Raw genomic sequence first — 19,396 nt, 5'->3', positions numbered from 1 at the left:
CTCAACCCCACCACAGATGGTAAATGTTGTTTTTACCATCCGATTATGACGTGAGAAGATAAACGGCCCGCTAAGGAAGAATAAAAACTCTCTGTATTAGCGATGGGTTAGTCGTAAGCGTGCGAATAGCTCAGGTAGTTGTACCCGGACCGCGTTCCTGGTCGCTACTAGGAATACAAACAAGATGCGTACTCTTCGACTGGCCGTCTCGGCCGCCTTCACCTCGGCGCTGGTCTTCAGCGCCAACGCGGCCTTCGCCGCGGACTGGAAGCTCGTGGAGGTGAGCGGCACGGTCCGCGTCGCCGCGCCGGGCATGGCGCCCGCGGTCGCGCAGGCCAACCAGGTCGTGCCTGTGGGCTCGAGCATCACCACGGCCGCGGGCGGCCGGGCCGCGCTGTTCAACGGCGCGCAGAAGGTGGTGCTGGGCGCCAACAGCCGCATGACCGTCGCGCCGGAGAAGGAAGAGGGCATGGTCCGCATCGTGCAGGACCTGGGCTCGATCCTGTTCCAGGTGGACAAGAAGCCGTCGAAGCACTTCCGCGTCGAGACCCCGCTGCTCGCCGCTATCGTGAAGGGCACCACCTTCACCGTGAACGTCGATCCGAGCATCAGCACCGTGCACGTGGCCGAGGGCCTCGTGGAGGTGCGCCCCGCCAGCGGCGGCCCCGGCATCGACGTGCCGGCCGGCGCGACCGGGACCGTCAACCGCGACCAGCCCGGCTCGGTCGTGAAGACCCAACCCACCGCCGACGCCAAGGCCGAGCCGGCCCGCGTCGAGCCCCTCAATTACGCCGAAGTCTCCGGCGGCCTGGTAGAGGCCGCGCCCGCCGCGGCGCCGGCGTCGCCCGCGCGCGCCCCGGTGCAACCCGCTGCCGCCCAGCCTTCGCCGATCCAGACCACGCCCGCCGTGCAGGTGGCGGCGCTGCAGGCCCAGCCGGCGACGCCGGACCCGGTGAGCGCTTCGGCCTCGCCCGCGCCGACCGACATCACCCCGCCGCCGGCCGCTCCGGCCCCGGATGCGCCGACGCCTCCTCCGGCCGCGCCTGCGCCCGCTCCGGTGGCCACGGCTCCGGCTCCGGTGGCTCCGATCCCGGCTCCGACTGCGCCCGTGAGCCCGGCCCCCGCGCCTGCCGCCCCGGATCCCGCGCCGCAGCCGACGTCGAACAACGCCGGTGGCAACGGCAACGGCGGCCCGCCGCCCACGCCTCCGGGCCAGGCCAACGGCAACGCCAACATCGGCAACATCGGTAACAACGGCAATGCGCCGGCTGACCCGCCGGGCAACGGCAACGGCAACGGCAACGGCAACTCGGCCGGTGAGGCGCCGACCAACACCGCCGGCAACGGCAACGGCAACGGCGCCGGCAACGGCAACGGCAATGGCAATGGCAATGGCAACGAGCCGGCGCCGCCGCCTGCGCCTGCGCCGGTGATCGCGCCTCCGCCGCCGCCCGCCGACCCGGGCAACGGCAATGGCAACGCCGGCGGCAACGGCAACGGCAACGGCAACGGTAATGGCAATGGCCACGAGCCTGCGCCCCCGTCGCCGCCCGCGCCAGTGACCCCGCCTCCGCTCGCGCCCGTCGGCCCGGGCAACGGCAACGGCAACGGCAACGGCAACGCCGGCGGCAACGGCGCCGGCAACGGCAACGGTGGCGCTGAGCCTCCGCCGCCTCCGCCTCCTCCGCCTGAGGCCGTGGCTCCTCCGGCGCCCCCGGCGCCGCCTGCTCCGGACGCCGGCAGCGGCAACGGCAACGGCGGGGGCAACGGCGGCGGCTCGGGCGGCAACGGCGGCTCGGGTGGCGGCAACGGGAACGGCAAGGGCGGCAACGGTTGATCGCCTGGCTGAACAAGCTCCGACCGGGGACCAGCGCCCCGGTCGGCGACGCCAAGTGGGCCGGCCTCGCCAAGCGCGGGGCCGGCTTCGCCGTGCTCGTCGCCCTGCTGGCGCTGGCCAACGGCTCGGCGCTGCTGCGCCCGGTGGACGACGGCCTGGCCGAGACCCGCTTCCGGCTGCTCCAGCGCGAGCCCAGCGGCACGATCGCCGTCGTCGAGATCGACACGCCCAGCATCCGCGCCGCCGGCCGCTGGCCCTGGGGCCGCGACCGGTTCGGACAGGCGATCGAGAACCTGCAGCAGGCCGGCGCCCGCTCCGTCGGCTTCGACGTGGACTTCAGCGCGCCGTCGCAGCCGCAGGCCGACGCCCAGCTGGCCGCGGCCATCCGGCGCCGGCCCGCCTCGGTGGTGCTGCCGACTTTCGTGCAGCCGAGCCGCAAGGCCGGCGACGCGGGCGAACTGATCGAGAGCTCGCCGCTGGGCGCGCTCTCGGACGAGGCGCTGCTGGCCAGCGTCAACGTGCCGGCGGACGACGACGGGCGGGTGCGCCGCTACGGCTTCGGCTTCGGCGAGGGCGCCGCCCACCGCCAGACGATCGGCGGGGTGCTGGCCGGCGCGGACCCGCACAGGTCCGGCACCTTCCTGATCGACTACGGCGTGCGCGCCGAGGCGATCCCGCGGCTGTCATTCGAGGACGTCTACCAGGGCCGGTTCGACCCCAAGCTGGTGGCGGGCAAGAACATCATCGTGGGCGCCACCGCGCTCGAACTGGGGGACGAGTTCGCCACGCCGCGGCACGGCACGCTGTCGGGCGTCTATGTCCACGCGCTGGCCTACGAGAGCCTGTGGTACGGCCGCGCGCTCACGACGCTCGCGCCCGGCGTGATGCTGGCGCTGGCGCTGCTGGCGGCGTTCCTGATGCGGCCGAGGCGCGGCGCGATCGACCTGCGAAAGCTGATGGCCGTCCACGCCGCGGTGGCCGCAGCCGCCGTGCTGCTGCCGCTGGGCATCCAGGCGGTGGCGCCGGTGAGCCTGGACACCGGCATCATCCTGCTGGCCCAGGCGCTCACCCTGATCTGGGCCGCGCGCGCCGAGCTCGACCGCCGCGCGGCCGCCATCGTGAAGGCGCGGGAGAGTTCGCTGCTGCACGCCGCCCTGCACGAGCCCGAGACGGAGCTGCCGAACCGGCGAGCGCTTTCGGCCGACATCGCCAAGCGGCTCGAGCGGCGGGACGGGATGGCGCTCGCCGTCGTCGCGGTCGGCATCGACCGCTACCCGATCATGCGCGGGGCCATCGGCTACGGCCTCGCCACCCAGGTGGTGCAGCAGCTGGCGCGCCGGGTTTCGAAGACCAGCGGCGAGCCGAAGATCGCCCACCTGTCGACCTCGGTGCTCGGACTGGTGATGAGCGCCAACTCCGCGGAGGGGCTGAAGGCCCGCATCCGGGACCTGGAACTGATGGACCCGTCGCTGCAGGTGGGGGAGCACGCCGTGGACGCCTTCGTGCGCCTGGGCGTCGCCTACCTCGGGCCGCACGGCCAGACGGCGGAGAACCTGCTCGAGCACGCCTCCATCGCGCTGGACCAGGCCCGCCAGCTGGACCGCCGGCTTGTGGTGTTCGACGAGCACGCCTTCGTCGACCCGTCGCTGAACCTCGCCCTGATGAGCGAGATGCGGCACGGCCTGCGGGCCGGCGAGCTGTCGCTCCACTACCAGCCGAAGCTGACCCTGGCCGACGGCCGGGTGAAGGCCGCCGAGGCGCTCGTGCGCTGGCGTCACCCGGAGCGCGGCATGATCGCGCCGGACGCCTTCATCCCCGCCGCCGAGGAGACCGGCAACATCCGGGCGCTGACCGAGTGGGCGCTGGCCCAGGCGATCGCCGACCAGGATCGCCTCGCCGCGGCTGGCCAGGAGCTGGAGATCGCGCTGAACGTATCGGCCCGCCTGCTGGGCGACCGCGACTTCCGCCGCAAGGCGCTGCGGATCGCTGCCTCGCGGCGCGGCCAGCTGACCTTCGAGATCACCGAGAGCGCGGTGGTGGAGAACCCGCAGGCGGCCATGGCCGCCATCGCCGCCTTCCGCCAGGCGGGGCTGGGGATCTCCATCGACGACTACGGCGCGGGCCTGTCGTCGTTGGCCTATCTGAAGATGCTGGAGGCCGACGAGCTGAAGCTGGACAAGTCGCTGGTCTCGGCGGTCGCCACCAGCACGCGGGACCGGCTGATCCTGAAGTCCACCGTCGAGCTGGCGCACAGCCTGGGCATGAAGGTGGTCGCCGAAGGGGTCGAGGACGCGATGGCGCAGCGGGCGCTGGCGAAGCTCGGCTGCGACGTGGTGCAGGGCTACCTCGTCTCCAAGCCGCTGCCCACCGCCGACCTGCTGGCCTTCCTCAACCGGCGGCGCACGCGGGCGCAGGCTGCGCGGTAGGAACCGCCGCCCTCCCGTCCGGTTGGGATTTCACATCCCAACGGCAAGGAGAGCGCGATGAACCAGGACAACACTCCACAGGGCGGCCAAGGAACCGGCGGCGGACAGCAGGGCGAACGCATCGAGGGCAGCCTCACCGACGGCGGCTCGATGCCCGGCGAGCGCGACGAGGCGCGCAGCTTCGGCGCCGGCCAGTCGCAGGGTGAAGACAGCGGCGCATTGAGCGGCACCGGCTCGATGGGCGGGGCTGCGGCCGGCGGCATGCGCGGCACCACGGGCGAGGGCGTGGCGACGGGCGGCGGCACGGACCGCGGCGCGGCCTCCGGCGGCCAGGACGCCCAGGGGGGCGGCCAGGGCTCCTTCGCCGGCTACGGCAACAACAGCGAGCAGATGCAGAGCGGCGGCGCGTCCGGCTCGACGGGGGCGTCCTCGGCCGGCTCCGGCGGCGGCGGCGATGCGCATCTCGGGACCGGCGGCATGGGCGGCTCCGCCGGCGGGGACCAGCAGACCGAAGTCCCCCCGAACGGCGCGAAACAGACCGGCCAGCCGCAATAGGCTGGGTACAGGCGGAAACGAAAGCGGCGGCCGTCCCAAGGGGCGGCCGCCGCAGTCGTTCAGGGGTGGCTGAATGCCTAGTGCGCGGCGCCCGCGCCCTGGGCGAGCTGCTTGGCCTTGTCGAGGTGGGCCTGGATCTTCGGCGCCACCTTGGCGGCATGGCCCTTCAGGCCCGCTTCGTCGCCGTTGCCCGCATAGCCCTGGTGGAGGGTGAGGGCCTCTTCGTGCGCGGCGACCTGCTGGGTGAGGAACACCTTGTCGAAATCGGCGTCGCTGGCGGCCTTGAGGTTGTCGATCATGCCCTTGCGGCGCTGGTCCATCTCGGCCGGCGGGGTTTCGCCAGCGGCCTGGGCCAGCGGCTTCATCTGGTTGGAGGCCGCCGTGTGATCGGTGACGATCATCTTGGCGAAGGCCTTCACGTCGGCGTTCTTGGACCGCTGCTGGGCCATGTTGCCGGCCGCGATCTCGTACATGTCGCCGACGGCGGCGTTCATGACGTAGCCCTGCTTGGTGTTGGCGCCGAGCGTGGCGGCGGAGGTCTGGCCGACCGCAGCGCCGACGGCGTCCTGGGCGGCGTTCACCGGCTCGGACTGGCCGGGATTGTTCGGGTTGTTGGCGGCCTCTTCGCGGCTGCAGGCGGCGAGCGAAAGCGCGGCGATAGCAGCCGCGGCGAACATGATGGAACGTTGCATGGTTGGCGTCTCCCTTGACCCTGAATGCAAAAACCCCGCGCAGGCGGCTTGGTTCCTGCGCGGCTCAGGTGGGACCGGCCCCCGCGTTGTGGGGGGGAGGAGGCGCGGGGGCCGGGTTTCTCATGCTCGCGGATCGCTCTCATCCGCTGCTCGGAGAACAGCGTCCGCGCCGGGCCGTTCCCCCAGGCCCCATCACACCCCAGTGATTATCCTTTGATTACAACAGGAACGGCGCAGGCGTCCCTTCGTTGTGCAAGCGATGCCTTCGGAGGGGGAAGACTTGAGCAGCGACAGCGAAACCGGCGCCGGCGGGGCCTCTCGCACGGAGCCCATGCGTGTGCTCGAACGCGCGGTGTACCGCGGTCCGCACCTTTTCGGACCGACGCCGATGATCCGGGTCCAGCTGGACCTCGGACCGCTCGAGGACAGGCCGACCGACAAGCTTCCCGGCTTGACGGAGCGGCTGCTGGAGCTGCTGCCCTCGCTGCACAACCACGCCTGCAGCCTCGGCCATGCGGGCGGCTTCGTGGAGCGCCTGCGGGAGGGCACCTGGCTCGGCCACGTGACCGAGCACGTGGCCATCGAGCTGCAGTCGCTCGCGGGCGTCCCCGTGACACTCGGCAAGACGCGCTCGGTCAAGGGCCGCAACGGCGTCTACAATGTGCTCTACGCCTACAAGGAGCCGGAGGTAGGCCTCCTGGCGGGCCGCCTGGCGCTGGAGCTGGTGGACAGCCTGCTGCCGGACGAGTTCCGCGGCGTACGAGGGCTGGACATCCTCTCCAAGGAGCGCACGGAAACCCCGTTCGCGCTCGGTCCCGCGCTCGAGATGCTGAAGCGGCTGGAGCGGCGCACCGGGCTCGGGCCCACGACCGGCTCGATCGTCGCTGAGGCCGAGCGGCGCGGCATTCCGGTCATGCGTCTGGACGACGCGAGCCTCGTGCAGCTGGGCTGGGGCGCGAAGCAACAGCGGATCCGCGCGAGCATCACCGGCCGGACCTCGTTCATCGGCGTCGAGACGGCCTCGGACAAGGACCTCACCAAGGCGATCCTGACGCGCGCCGGCGTTCCCGCCCCGGAGGGCGTCGTGGTGCGCCGCGCGGAAGACGCGGTGCGGGAGGCCATGCGCATGGGCGGCCCGGTCGTGGTCAAGCCGCTCGACGGCAACCATGGCCGAGGCGTGACCATCAACCTGACGCAACCCGACGACATCCGCCGCGCCTTCGACGTGGCCGTGACCGAGAGCAAGCGCGGCCGGGTGATCGTGGAGCAGTTCTTCGAGGGCAACGACCACCGCCTGCTCGTGGTGGGCGGCGAGCTGGTGGCCGTGGCCGAACGGGTGCCCGCCCATGTGGTCGGGGACGGCCAGAGCACCATCCGGCAGCTGGTGGAGGTTGTGAACCTGGATCCGCGCCGCGGCGAGGGCCACGAACAGGTTCTCACCAAGATCAAGCTGGATGCGGCGGTGGACAGCTATCTGGCGGCCCGCGGCCTCACGCTCGACAGCGTGCCGAAGGCCGGCGAGCAGGTCTATCTGCGCGGCACCGCGAACCTCTCGACGGGCGGCACAGCGGTCGACCGCACGGACGAGATCCATCCGGACAACGCCTGCATCGCCATCCGTGCGGCCCTGTCGCTCGGCCTGGACGTCGCCGGGATCGATTTCATCTGCCCGGACATCTCCAAGTCGGCGCGGGAGTGCGGCGGCGGGGTGGTGGAGGTCAACGCCGCCCCCGGCTTCCGCATGCACCTGCAGCCGACGGTGGGCCGCCCGAGGCCGGTCGCGCCGGCGGTGGTGCGCATGCTGTTCCCCAAGGGCGAGACCGGGCGGATCCCGATCTTCGCGGTGACCGGTACGAACGGGAAGTCGACCACGGCGCGGATGCTGGCGCACATCCTGCGCCAGACCGGGCTGACGGTGGGGCTGACCAACACCTCTGGCGTCTATGTGAACTCCGAGCGGGTGCTGAAGGCCGACGCCTCGGGCCCGAGGTCGGCGCGCATGGTGCTGCACGACCCGATGGTCGAGGCGGCGGTGTTCGAAGTCGCCCGCGGCGGCCTGCTGCGCGAGGGCCTCGCCTTCGACGAGTGCGACGTGGGGGCGGTGACCAATGTGCAGGCCGACCACCTGGGCCTGAAGGGCATCGAGACGGTGCAGGACCTTGCCTGGGTGAAGGGGGTGGTGGTCGAGAACGTCCGCCGGCGCGGCGTGAGCGTGCTGAACGCCGACGACGTGCTCACCGCGCGCATGCGCCGGCGCGCCGGCGGCCGGATCGCCTTCTTCTCCATGCGCGGCGGGCGCGAGATGTCCGGATTCCTGCGGGAGCACGTGGAAGACGGCGGCCTCGCCGTCGTGCTCGAAGGCGACCTCGGCGGTGGCGAGATCGTGGTCCACGACCAGGGTCGCCGGCGGTTGCTGATGCGCGCCGCGGAGATCCCGGCCACGCTGGGCGGCCTTGCGCAGTTCAACGTGGCCAACGCGCTGACCGCCGCGGCCATGGCGATCGGCCACGGGACGTCGCTGCAAGCGGTCCGCCTGGCGCTGGCGACGTTCGGCACCGCGTTCGAGCAGAACCCCGGCCGCCTCAACATCTTCGACGGCCACGGCTTCCGCGTGATTATGGACTACGCCCACAATCCCGCCGGCCTGATCGCGCTGCGCGACCTGCTGACCAAGCTGCGGCCGAACCACGGGCGGCTGATCGGGATGGTCACCGTGCCGGGCGACCGGCGCGACGAGGACATCCGCGAGATGGGCGAGATCGCGGCCATGACCTACGACGAGCTCGTCCTGCGGGAGGACCCCAGTCGCCGCGGCCGCGCCGAGGGCGAGATCATCGAGCTGATGGCGCAGGGCGCGCGGCGCGGCGGCGCGGACGAGCGCCGGATCCACCGGGTCGCCGACGAGATGCGGGCGGCAGAGGCCTGCATGGCCATGGCGCGCGCGGGCGACCTGGTGGTGTTGACCCCGACCGAGGTCGAGGACATGTGGCGCTGCGTCCTGCAGTTCAGGCCGACCGCACGGCCAGACGAGCTTCTGCAGCCCCCGGCGCGGTCAACTATCGAAGCCGAGACACGGACGCTCCCCCGCCGACAAAACGGACGCAGCGGGAGCCAGCCGCATGCCTGAGGGCGTGCTGATCGCGATCGGCGGTCACGAAGACAGGGAAGGCAGCCGCACCATCCTGAAACAGGTGGCCAAGCGGTTGAAAGGCGACGTGCTGGTGCTCGCCACCGTCGCCAGCCACCAGCCCGAAGGCTACTTCGAGATGTACGAGAAGGCGTTCCGCGACCTGGGCGTCAAGGAGCTGCGCGAGCTCTACGTCAACGAGCGCGCGGAAACCCAGGAGCCGGAGAAGCTCGCGCTGTTCGACGACGCGGCCGGGGTGTTCTTCACCGGCGGCGACCAGCTGCGCATCTCCAGCCAGATCGGCGACACGCCCGTCGAGGCGCGCGTGCGCCGCATCTACGAAGACGGCGGGGTGGTGGCCGGGACGTCGGCCGGCGCGTCGATGATGAGCGAGACCATGCTGGTGCGCGGCACGAGCCAGGAGAGCTACCGGATCGGCGACCTGCACATGGCCCCCGGCCTGGGGCTCGTACGGGACATGATCATCGACCAGCACTTCGCGGAACGCGGCCGGATCGGCCGGCTGCTGGGCGCCGTAGCGCATAACCCGCGGGTGCTCGGTGTCGGCATCGACGAGGACACCGCCGTGGTCATCGAGGAGCGCCGGATCAAGGTGATCGGCCGCGCCGCGGTCTACGTCGTCGACGGGGCGGAGGTGAGCCACTCCAACGTGGCGGAGGCGGAGTCCGACTACGCGCTCTCCATGCACGACGTCCGGCTCCATGTGCTGACGGAAGGCGACTGCTTCGACCTGCGCACGCGCCGACCGAAGGGCGGGATGCCCGACGAGGACGAGGCCTGGTCGCCCTCGGACGAGCGCAGCAAACGCTAAGGCGCCTCACGCGCCTTTGAAGAGTGTCGCGGCCAATGAGGGGGCTGCGCCCCCGCAAGCTTCGCGTTAACCTCCCGCCAACCAGTCCAGCTCGGCCGCACCCCGGCCAGGGACTCCTTTGGGAGAAGTCGCGATGAGCGAATTCTGGCTCAAGGCGCTGGAGGCCGCCGAGGCCGCCGAAGAGGAGGCGCGCCAGCTGCGCCGACGCTATGGCCGCAACGCGGAGGCCAAGCTGGACGAGGCGCTCCGCGCCGACGACCGCCGCCGCCGCGAAGACGCCGAGGACGTACGCCGCGCCCTGCGCTGGACCTGACTACTGCGTCTGCAGCTCTTCGCCGGTGATGGCGTAGGCGCCTGACAGCCAGCCGGCCACTTCGCGCGCGGCCGGGTGGTCGAACTCCGCATAGATATTCGCCAGCTCGTCACGGCGTTCGTCCGTCAGGCGGTCGCGGCCGCCGTCCTGGAAGGCGAGCAGGTCGCGGACGATCCGCCCGGCCAGCGCCTCGCCCAGCACCTCCTTGGCCGCCCGCTGGAAGGCCGCGAAGTACTGGTATCCGTCGCCGCGGGCGTAGCTCTCCGCCAGGGTCAGCAGGGGGATGCGGCTGAGCACCGGCTGCGAGGCGGGGTTCACCGCATGCGCCGACAGGTGCTCGCCGATCGACGCCGGGCGGCCGGTGAAGGCGCGCAGGTGCAGGTGCTGGCTCATCCGCGGCCCGTCGTTGACCGGGTAGTTGTCCCACAGGAACGGGCGGCGACGGAGCTGCTGGCCCACCCGCTCCAGATGGCCGGGCGAGTACTCGCGGCTGCAGACCTCCTCGCCGGTCCACATGACGTGGACGACGGGCTCCAGGGCGATGCCGAGCTCGGCCAGGTAGTCGCGCGGCCGGGCGCCGAAGACGCGGTCGAGGACCGGGTCGTCGGAGTAGTAGCTGGGGCACATGATCAGGCGCGACGCCTTGGTGCGTGGTCCGATCCAGTGGACGATCTCGGCCTGGCGGGCGGCCAGGTCCGGCACGTCGCCCCGCATGTCGTCGAACAGTACGGCGAGGTCCTCGATGCCGGCGTCGTCCAGCTGGGCGAGCTTGCCGGTCAGCGCCACCTTGGCGTCCCGGTCGAAGCCGAAGTGCAGCTCGAAGGGCGTCAGCCCAACACCGAAGCGGACGTCGACCTCCCGGCAGGCGGCGCCGAAGTCGCGCAGCGCCTTCAGCTCGGCCTCGGGATAGGGATCGCGCCAGCGGCGGCGCAGGTAAGGGTCGGCCTTCGGGGCGTAGAGGTAGAAGCCGTAGCCTCGCGGGCCCAGGAAGCGGACGGCGTCGGTCCGCTCCGTCCAGGACCAGGGACGGCCGAAGAAGCCCTCGATGATGCCGAGCTCGCAGGTCATGGGCAGACGCTAGCGGCGTTCGGGGTTTTGTGGGAAGCCGGGGCGCATGGGCGGGATCGTTTCAATCGGCGAAGTGATGGTGGAGCTCACGGTCGGCGCGGGCGGGACCGCGCGGGTGGGCTACGCCGGCGACACCTTCAACACGGCGGTCTATCTCGCCCGGCTCGGGCATGAGGTGGCCTATGCGACGGCGCTGGGTGGGGACGACCCGTTCTCCGGCGCCATCCTGGAGCTGATGGCCGCCGAAGGAATCTCGGACCGGCTGGTTGCGCGGGCGGAGGGACGCGTGCCGGGACTCTACGCCATCGACCGCGACGAGGCGGGGGAGCGTCGGTTCTTCTACTGGCGGGGCGAGGCGCCGGTCCGCCAGCTGTTCGATCTCGCCGACCTGGACGGCCTGGCGAAGGCGATGGTCGAGGCCGAGATGGTGTTCGTCTCCGGCGTCACGCTGGCGGTGCTGGGGGAGGGGGGCCGGGCGCGGCTTCTGGAGTTGCTGACGGCGGCGAAGGCTGCGGGCGCCGCGATCGCCTTCGATACCAACTATCGCCCCCGGCTGTGGGACAGCGCGCGCGCCGCGCTGGAGGCGGCCGAGGCGGTGGTCCCGCTGTGCCGGTTCGTGTCGGTAAGCGAGCCGGACGCCGAGGCCATGGCCGACAAGCCTGCCAGCGACGCGATGCACGCGTGGGCGCGATCCGGGGCCGAGGTGGTGCTGCGAAACGACGACCGCTCAGTCAGCGTGCAGACCGGCGGGGAGATCGCCCGGGTCCCGCCGCGGCCGCCGCTCGGCGACGTGGTGGACACCACCGGGGCGGGCGACAGCTTCAACGCGGCGTACCTGGCGGCCCGCCTGGCCGGGCGCCCGCCGGAGCAGGCCGTTGCGGCGGGCCGAAGGTTGGCCGAGGCCGTGATCCGTCATACCGGCGCGATCATTGACCGCGCCGGTATGCCGAAGCTTGACCTTGAAAGCTTGAGTATTAGAAGCCCTTGAGCTTGGTCATTGCCATTATGGCCAAGGTCCAGAAGGTGGCGCAGGCCGACACGACCAGCACCCTTTCCCAGTGAAGCTGCATTTCCGTCCCCTCGAATTCCCACTCCCTGCCCGAGCGATACTTTAAGGGAAAGGTGACGCTCCGCAAGCTACTAAAAACGCGAGGAAATTCAGTCAAAGATCAAGCTTAAGCGCTGTATCGTCCGCCGGTCGCGACGAAGCGGTCGACCTCGGCGTCGAGGACGGTCAGCGGCACGGAGCCCGTCTGCAGCAGCAGGTCGTTGAAGCGGCGGACGTCGAACCTCGGCCCCAGGGCCGCACGCGCCTTGTCGCGCATGCGGTTGATCTCGGTGTGGCCGATCTTGTAGCCGCAGGCCTGGCCAGGCGTGGCGCAATAGCGGTCGATCTCGCTGGTCATGGACTGGCGGGTGCGGCCGGAGTTCTCCACCGCCCACTGGATCGCCTGCTCGCGGCTCCAGCGCTTGGCGTGCAGGCCGGTGTCGACGACGAGGCGCACGGCGCGGAACTTCTGGGCCTGCAGGTAGCCCAGGCGGCCGGCCCAATCGTCGTCGTACATGCCGATCTCGTCGGCGAGCTGCTCGGCGTAGAGGGCGTAGCCTTCCACGTGGGCGTTGAAGCCGGAGAGGATGATGCGGATCAGCGGCAGCTTGCCGGTCTCGGTGAGGTAGGCGCCGGTGAGCGCGTGGCCCGGCACGCCCTCGTGGAAGGTCAGTGTCGGCAGGCTGAAGCGCGGCCAGTTCTTCGTCGACTTCAGGTTGATGTAGTAGATCGCCGGGCGCGAGCCATCGAGCGAGCCGAAGTTCATGTAGCCCTGGCCGGCGCCGTCCTGGATCTCGGGCGGCACGCGCTTGACCTCGACGGGCGCCTTCAGCTGCAGGGTGAAGGCCTGGGCGAGTTTCGGCCGGACGGCGGCGATGCGGCCGTTGATGTAGGCGATCAGCTGCGCGCGGCCGCTGTCGTTGTCGGGGAACAGGTAACGAGGATCGTTGCCCAGGGCAGTCATCCGCTCGCCGACCGTGCCCTGCGTCAGCCCCTGCGCGCGCAGCAGGCCGTCCATGCGGGCCTCGATGGCGCGGTTCTGCTCCAGGCCCATCCGGTGGATCTCGTCGGCGGTCAGCGATGTGGAGGTCGAGCCCTTCAGGTGCCAGCGGTAGTAGGCCTCGCCGTCCGGAAGCTTCCAGACCCCGGCGTCGTGCGCCGCGGCGGGCTGCAGGGCCTTCAGCGCGGCGAGCTGGTCGGCCAGCGCCGGATAGACCTGCGTCTCCACCATGTCGCGGGCGCGCTCGCGGTAGCCGCCCGGAATGCGCTGCGTGCGGCCGGCCAGAGAGGTGACCAGACGGCTCTCGGCCGCCCGGATCCTCAGCAGGCCCTCCTGCTGGCCGATGGCGTTGGAGAGGATGAAGTCGGGCGGGACGACGCCCATGGCGGCGTCACGGCGGATGCGCAGGGTCTCGTAGCGCAGGTTGGTGGCGAAGGCGTTGAGGCGGGCCAGGTAGGCGTCGGCGTCCTCCGCCGTCTCGACCGAGTGCTGGCTGTCGAGGAACTCCGGGACGCTGGCGTAGGCGCCGCTCTGCTGGGTGACGACGTAGGGGCTCGCCGACTCGCTCATGGCGGCGTTGAGGTTGTTGATCCCGTAGGGGAACGCGCCGGCGTCGCGCCCGAGCGCCAGGGCGTAGGCGGTGACCGCCTTGTGCAGGCGCATCGGCGGGGACAGGGCCTCGTCAGGAACGCCTTCCAGGACCTTCAGCTCGCCGGCGCAGAAGTCGGCGTCGAGCGCGATGATCTCGCCGGAGGCCGTGGCGAGCTGCGACTTCAGGCCTTCGCGCGGGCCCTTGTCGAGGCCCAGGCTGGTGGCCTGCTCCGGGTTGCGGATCAGCAGCCGCTGGGCGAGGTCGTCCAGGTAGCGGCTGAGGGCGGCGTCGTAGGGAGTGGGCTGGGCCGCGGCGGGCGGCGGTGCGGCCAAGGGGGCCGGCGGCGGCGTGCTCGCACAGCCTGCGAGCCCCGCCGCGGCGGCGGACACCATCAGTTCGCGGCGGTTCAGGCTCATGCGGCTCTCCCAGGCGGCGCGACCGTAGGGCCGGTCGGGCGCGGCGGGCAAGGGAGGAGCCCTCACATCAGGCCGAGAGCCTTGAAGCTGGCGACGCCGTCGCGGGCGACGACGAGGTGGTCGTGGACGGAGATGCGCAGGGAGCGGCCGGCCTCGACCACCTGGCGGGTCATGTCCACATCCGCGGAGGACGGGGTGGGGTCGCCGGACGGGTGGTTGTGCACCAGGATCACGGCGCTGGCGGAGAGCTCGAGGGCGCGGCGCATGACCTCGCGGGGGTAGACCGGGGCGTGGTCCACCGTGCCGCGGCCCATGACCTCGTCGCCGATCAGCTGGTTCTTCTTGTCGAGGAAGAGGACGCGGAACTGCTCCCGCGCCTCGTGGCCGATCGCGGTCTTCACATAGGCCAGCAGCGCCGACCAGGAGGAGATCACGGTGCGCCGGGCGACCTGCTCACGGCCCATGCGCAGGGCGGCCTCGTGCAGGAGCTTGAGGTCCAAGGCGACCGTCTCGCCGACGCCCTTGAGCGTCTTCAGCTCCTCGGGCGTGGCGCCCAGCACGCCCGACAGCGAGCCGAAGCGGGCGAGCAGCTGCTTGGCCAGCGGCTTGACGTCCCGCTTGGGGATCGAGCGGAAGAGGAACAGCTCCAGCAGCTCGTAGTCCGGCAGGGCCGCCAGCCCGCCAGCCAGCGCCCGGTCCCGCAGCCGCTCGCGGTGGCCGACGAAGTGCGGGGCCGGCTTCACCCAGAGCGCAGAGGCGTCTTCCACAGCCAAGAGGTCCATGGGGCCGCAATGTTCCCCATGCGTTCACGTTTGGCAAGGGGGAGCCTCAGCCCCCCGTCACCTTGATCGCATTGTCGTCGGAGTTGCGGTCGATCTGCTTGTTGTAGGGGTCGACACCCGCGAATTTCGGGGGCTTGTCGACCGTCACGGTCAGCGTCTGCGTCCCCGTCTTGAAGGGCGCGGTGCGGAAGTGGAGCACGTTCTTCGACGAGAAGCCCTTCTTGCCGGGCTCGGCGGTGAAGACGCCCACATCGAAGACCTCGCCGGTCATGGCTGCGGGCGTCTCCTTGCCCTGCCCGTCGGCGTACATCTTCTTGGCTTCCACCGTGAGCGTGACGTCATAGCGGCCGTCCGCGCGCTTCTTCGCCGCCGCCGTCTTGGTCTTCAGGTCGTAGAGCGTGATCTTCTCGAAGAGGTCGGTGATCAGCTGCTGGTGCTCCGGCCCGGCCTCGGCGCGGAGCGCATCCACCAGGTCCTGCGAGCGGGGGTAAGGCGCGCCCTTGAAGGCGTACTGGGCGAGCAGCCGCCGCAGCGCGGCGTTGACGCGGGCCTCGCCCATCCGGTCGCGCAGCAGGTACATGACCAGGCCGCCCTTCTGGTAGTGGATGTAGCCCTGGTTCTCCACGCGGATCAGCGGCAGCTCCTCGATCACCTCGCCGCCGCGCGCCCGCAGGTAGCCGTCCAGCTCCCGCTTGGTGAACTTGCGGATGCCGTCGGGGCCGTGGGTCTTCTCCATGACCATGTAGGCCGAGTAGGAGGCCAGGGTCTCGGAGAGCGTGGTCGCCCCCTGCATGTCCGCGCCGATGATCTGGTGCGCCCACCACTGGTGGCCGAGCTCGTGGGCGGTCACGTAGGTGACGAAGTCGATCTTCTCCGGATCATCGTGCCGGGCGATGAAGCCGATCGCCTCGGAGTACGGCATGGTGTTGGCGAAGGCCTGGGCGAAGGTGGCGTAGCCGGGGAACTCCAGGATGCGGGCCTGGCGGAACTGGTAGGGGCTGAAGTTGGCCTGGTAGTAGTCGAGCCCGGTCTCCAGCGCCTTGATCATCCGGTCCACGTTCCAGGGGTGCTGGGCGTCGTAGTAGATCGCCAGCTCCACGCCCTTGTAGGTCTCGCGCTTGATGGCGTAGCGGGCCGACTGCACCGAGAAGAAGTGCAGGATCGGCGCGTCGGTCCGGTAGCGGACGGTGCGCCGACCGGCCCGGGTGACGTCGGAGACGCGGTAGCCGGGCGCGATCGGGGTCTGGTCGCCGACGGTGGTGACGGTGATGTCGGCGTTCACCCAGTCGGCGTTGGCCAGGTAGTTGCGCGCCTGCGCGGGGCGGTCCTCCAGCTTGGCGGGGCGCAGCTCGGCGGGCAGGCCGTACTTGCGCCGCTTGGCGCGGTCCTGGAGCACGCCGAAGCGGTTCATGCCGACGACGGGGGCGAACTCGAAATTGTCGACGAAGGTCCCGTTGTCGACCAGCCGGGTGGTGTTGCCGGAGTTCTTGAACCCCTTCTGCTGCATCACGGTCCGGAATGTCAGCGTCGCGGCCTCGCCCGGCTGCAGGGGCCGGTCGAAGGTGAAGATGCGGTAGTTGAACCTGTCGTAGGTCTGCAGCTTCGAGGGGACGGAGAGCGCGAGCTGCTCGGCCTTGGTGTCGCGCGCGAGCCGCAGGTGCAGCTGGCGGATCGGCTGGCCGCTGTCGTTGACCAGCCGGTAGTTGCCGCGGGTCACCAGCCTCGGCGCGTGCGGGTCGAGGTCGAGGTCCAGGACCACGTCGGTGACCGACGGCTGGGCCAGCTTCTCGTACTTCAGGAACTGCTTCTCGTAGTCCGCCGACCACTTCTCGCCTTCGAGGCTGGTGCGGTACTCGTTCCAGACGTTGGTGTTGATGAAGATGAAGGTCCCGAGGCCTGCGAAGGCCACCAGGGCGACGCCGCCGCTGACGCCCGCTGGGCCAGCGAGCCGGCGCGGCAGGCGCTTCAGGCGCGGCATCAGCCGGGTCTCGGTCCCGCGCCGCCACAGGCCGTAGGCGAGCACCAGCAGCAGGACGGCGAAGGCCGTCCAGTAGGCCCGGAACCAGGCGGCGAAGGTGGCGTAGTCGCCCTGTCCGTTGAGGTCGGAGAGGGGCACGAGCGGAGCGCCGCCGTAGTTGTAGAGGTTGTGCTCCAGCCCCAGCCTGTTCAGCGTCAGCGACGCGATCAGGTAGAGCACCATCAGGCCCCAGCCGACGAACTTGTGCGGCGAGATCGCCTGCAGGAAGACCGCCAGCACCGCCAGCAAGGTCCAGTCGAGCGCGTTCGGCAGGACGTACCAGAGGAGGTACTTGCCGAGCTGGATATCGGTGTGGCCCTTCGAGAGCTGGATCAGCACGCCCGCGATGACGCTGACCAGCAGTGTGGCGAGCAGCACTAGGACGATCGCCAGCGTCTTCGGGATCACGAAGGCCCAGTCGGGCACGGCCGTGGCGTCGACGATCTCGTGGGTCTTGCGGTCGCGCTCGCGCCAGACGAGCTCGCCGGCGTAGTAGACCGAGATGATGATCACCACGAAGGTGAAGGCGCCGTTGAGCGTGGTGATCACCCAGCGGGTCACCGGATAGATGTCAGTGCCGCCCTGCTCGGCGCCCAGGATCAGGGCGCCGCCGGCGTTGAACAGGCCGATCAGCAGGAGGACGACGAAGGCGGGACTCTTGAACACCTGGCCCATCTCGAAACGCGTGCGCTTGACGAGCTGCGCCCAGGCGGTGGCGGCGCCGAACCGCGGCGCGGGCAGCGGCCCCGGGGCCGCGACCGGCGCGGCGGGCGCGTCGGCGGCGGCGCGCAGCTTCTCCAGGCGCTTGGCCTTCACGCCCTTGGTCTCGAACCGGAACAGGACGTAGGCGAGGCCCAGGAAGACGAAGGCGCCGCCCAGCCAGATCAGCCGGTTCCAGACCAGCGCGCCCTGCAGCGGCGGCAGGATGGTGTTGGCCTCGGCGGCGGTGAAGTAGCGGGTGGCGAGGCCGTAAGCGGCCAGGCCGAAGGGCTCCACGAGCGCTGCGATCTCGCGCTTCTCCGGATCGCGCAGCGCCACGTTCATCAGGATGTAGAGGACCAGGAAGCCCGCCACGCCCAGGTAGGTGGCCATCATTGAGCGGGTGGCGGTGGCGAGCGAGAAGAAGATCGCCGACGTCAGGAACAGGCCGGGAAGCGCCATCCAGAAATAGGCGAAGGCGTAGTGCGCGAGGTTGTTCGGCCCCAAGGTCTCGGAATCCACCCAGGGCGCGAGGGACCCCAGGAAGATGCCCAGCGGCACAGCTACGAACGCCAGGGCGACGGCTGCGAAGGCGCCGGTGAAGCGGCCGAACAGGTAGTCGAACTTGCTGATCCGCGTGGAGCGGATGATCGGCCCGTAGCCCGTCTCGTCGTCGCGCACGACGATGTTGGCCACGAAGGCCGTCGAGACGAACATGAAGAACAGCGTCATGATCAGCGAGGTCTGGGCGATCGCGCTGGGCGAGTTCTTGTGGATGTTGCCGCCGGAGCCGATCTGGATCTGGTCGATGGTCACCGAGCCGAACACCAGCAGGAAGAAGATCAGGGCGGCGACCCAGAAGACGGGTTGGCGAACCTGGTAGCGCAGCTCGAAGGCCGCGATCTTGCCGAACATGGGGGCGCGTCCTTGGCTTAGGCGGCGACGCGCCGCGAGGCGGCCAGGGTGGAGAAGTAGACGTCCTCCAGGCCGCCCTCGACCGGCTCGAACCCGGCGCCGGGCTTCTTGTCGGCGAGCACGTGGACGACCGTGCGTCCGGCGGCCAGTCGGGTGGAGATCACCTCGTGCTTGGCGCGCGTGGCGTCGAGCTCGGTGCGCTCGATGGTCTTGGTCCAGACGCGGCCCTTCAGCTCGTCCAGGAGCTTGGATGGGGCGCCTTCCTTCAGGATCTTGCCGCCGGCCAGGACCGCCATGCGCGGGCAGAGGTCCGAGACGTCCTCGACGATGTGGGTGGAGAGGATCACCACCACGTTCTCGCCGATCTCGGCGAGCAGGTTGAGGAAGCGGTTGCGCTCTTCGGGGTCCAGGCCGGCGGTGGGCTCGTCGACGATGATCAGCTTGGGCTGGCCGATCAGCGCCTGGGCGATGCCGAACCGCTGGCGCATGCCGCCGGAGTAGCCGGCCACGGCCTTCTTGCGAACGTCCCAGAGGTTCACCTGCTGCAGCAGGGCCTCGACGGTCTCCTTGCGCTCCTTGGCCGAGGCGATGCCCTTCAGCACCGCCATGTGGTCGAGCATGTCGTAGGCGCTGACCCGCGGATAGACCCCGAAGTCCTGCGGCAGGTACCCCAGGGTGCGCCGCAGCTGCTCCGGCTGGGCGACCACGTCGATGTCGCCGAAGCGGATCTCGCCCGACGAAGGCGTCTGGAGCGTGGCGATGGAACGCATCAGGGTCGACTTGCCGGCCCCGTTCGGCCCGAGCAGGCCGAACATCCCGGTGCCGATCTCCAGGTCGACGCCATCGAGCGCGCGCGTCCCGTTCGCATAGACGTGCGTCAGGTTCTTGATGGAAAGCATGTCGTCCCCCGTCTCGGAGGCGAAGCTGCAAGGCGTCGCCCGGCATGGCAAGTGAGCTTCCCGTAACCTTTGGTCGCGGGTGTAACCCTGGGATATCAATGTTATGGCGGCCGCCCCGCCGTGGGCGTAAGCTCGGCCCTAGACGCGCCCAAGGCGTGCAATGGATCGGGGAGGTTCG

At 70.5% G+C, this 19,396-nt stretch carries 13 protein-coding genes; 7 read left to right on the top strand and 6 right to left on the bottom strand.

Annotated elements, in window-relative coordinates; genetic code table 11:
- Positions 1-184 precede the first annotated feature (184 nt).
- Genes VIL76_RS03615 through VIL76_RS03605 form a run of 3 tightly spaced genes read left to right on the top strand, consistent with a single transcriptional unit; the run spans position 185 to position 4,818 of the window.
- Complete coding sequence (locus VIL76_RS03615; protein ID WP_332043626.1) at positions 185-1,837, top strand: FecR family protein; 1,653 nt, start codon at positions 185-187, stop codon at positions 1,835-1,837.
- Positions 1,834-4,263 (top strand): putative bifunctional diguanylate cyclase/phosphodiesterase, encoded by a 2,430-nt coding sequence (locus VIL76_RS03610; RefSeq protein WP_332043625.1) that lies wholly within the window; start codon positions 1,834-1,836, stop codon positions 4,261-4,263. Before VIL76_RS03615 ends, VIL76_RS03610 begins: the two co-directional genes overlap by 4 nt.
- Before the next feature lie 57 nt (positions 4,264-4,320).
- Entirely contained in the window at positions 4,321-4,818 is a 498-nt protein-coding gene (locus VIL76_RS03605) for a hypothetical protein (RefSeq protein ID WP_332043624.1), read from the top strand.
- Positions 4,819-4,895: 77 nt separating this feature from the next.
- Here VIL76_RS03605 and VIL76_RS03600 read toward each other — a convergent pair whose 3' ends face one another.
- A complete protein-coding gene (locus VIL76_RS03600; RefSeq protein ID WP_332043623.1) occupies positions 4,896-5,510 on the bottom strand; it encodes a DUF4142 domain-containing protein in 615 nt (204 codons plus the stop codon).
- A gap of 331 nt (positions 5,511-5,841) precedes the next feature.
- On the opposite strand from VIL76_RS03600, the gene cphA reads away from it, so the two are divergent.
- The 3 genes from cphA (at position 5,842) to VIL76_RS03585 (ending at position 9,782) form a co-directional block, all read left to right on the top strand.
- Positions 5,842-8,637 (top strand): cyanophycin synthetase, encoded by a 2,796-nt coding sequence (gene cphA / locus VIL76_RS03595; RefSeq protein WP_332043622.1) that lies wholly within the window; start codon positions 5,842-5,844, stop codon positions 8,635-8,637.
- Positions 8,630-9,469: a cyanophycinase gene (locus VIL76_RS03590; RefSeq protein WP_332043621.1), complete on the top strand. Its 840-nt coding sequence runs from the start codon at positions 8,630-8,632 to the stop codon at positions 9,467-9,469. The genes cphA and VIL76_RS03590 overlap by 8 nt, the downstream gene beginning before the upstream one ends.
- Before the next feature lie 133 nt (positions 9,470-9,602).
- Positions 9,603-9,782, top strand: a complete 180-nt coding sequence (locus VIL76_RS03585; RefSeq protein ID WP_332043620.1) for a hypothetical protein — start codon at positions 9,603-9,605, stop codon at positions 9,780-9,782.
- On the opposite strand, the gene VIL76_RS03580 is transcribed toward VIL76_RS03585, so the two are convergent.
- Positions 9,783-10,850 carry a beta-N-acetylglucosaminidase domain-containing protein gene (locus VIL76_RS03580; RefSeq protein ID WP_332043619.1) on the bottom strand — a complete coding sequence of 356 codons (1,068 nt, stop codon included), beginning with the start codon at positions 10,848-10,850 and terminating at the stop codon, positions 9,783-9,785.
- A 46-nt stretch (positions 10,851-10,896) separates the two neighbouring features.
- Between VIL76_RS03580 and VIL76_RS03575 the strand changes: the two genes are divergently transcribed.
- Positions 10,897-11,838 (top strand): sugar kinase, encoded by a 942-nt coding sequence (locus VIL76_RS03575; protein WP_332043618.1) that lies wholly within the window; start codon positions 10,897-10,899, stop codon positions 11,836-11,838.
- A gap of 187 nt (positions 11,839-12,025) precedes the next feature.
- On the opposite strand, the gene VIL76_RS03570 is transcribed toward VIL76_RS03575, so the two are convergent.
- The 4 genes from VIL76_RS03570 to VIL76_RS03555 all read right to left on the bottom strand — a co-directional run bounded on the left by VIL76_RS03570 (position 12,026) and on the right by VIL76_RS03555 (position 19,218).
- Positions 12,026-13,906: a DUF885 domain-containing protein gene (locus tag VIL76_RS03570; RefSeq protein WP_332043617.1), complete on the bottom strand. Its 1,881-nt coding sequence runs from the start codon at positions 13,904-13,906 to the stop codon at positions 12,026-12,028.
- A 62-nt stretch (positions 13,907-13,968) separates the two neighbouring features.
- Positions 13,969-14,688 (bottom strand): RadC family protein, encoded by a 720-nt coding sequence (gene radC, locus VIL76_RS03565; protein ID WP_332043616.1) that lies wholly within the window; start codon positions 14,686-14,688, stop codon positions 13,969-13,971.
- 46 nt (positions 14,689-14,734) lie between these two features.
- Entirely contained in the window at positions 14,735-18,319 is a 3,585-nt protein-coding gene (locus VIL76_RS03560) for an ABC transporter permease/M1 family aminopeptidase (RefSeq protein ID WP_332043615.1), read from the bottom strand.
- Positions 18,320-18,336: 17 nt separating this feature from the next.
- Entirely contained in the window at positions 18,337-19,218 is an 882-nt protein-coding gene (locus tag VIL76_RS03555) for an ABC transporter ATP-binding protein (RefSeq protein ID WP_332043614.1), read from the bottom strand.
- Positions 19,219-19,396 lie beyond the last annotated feature (178 nt).

Origin of the sequence: Phenylobacterium sp. (assembly GCF_036563285.1) — a bacterium.
GTDB lineage: Bacteria > Pseudomonadota > Alphaproteobacteria > Caulobacterales > Caulobacteraceae > Phenylobacterium.
This window is presented reverse-complemented; position numbering and strand designations above follow the sequence as displayed.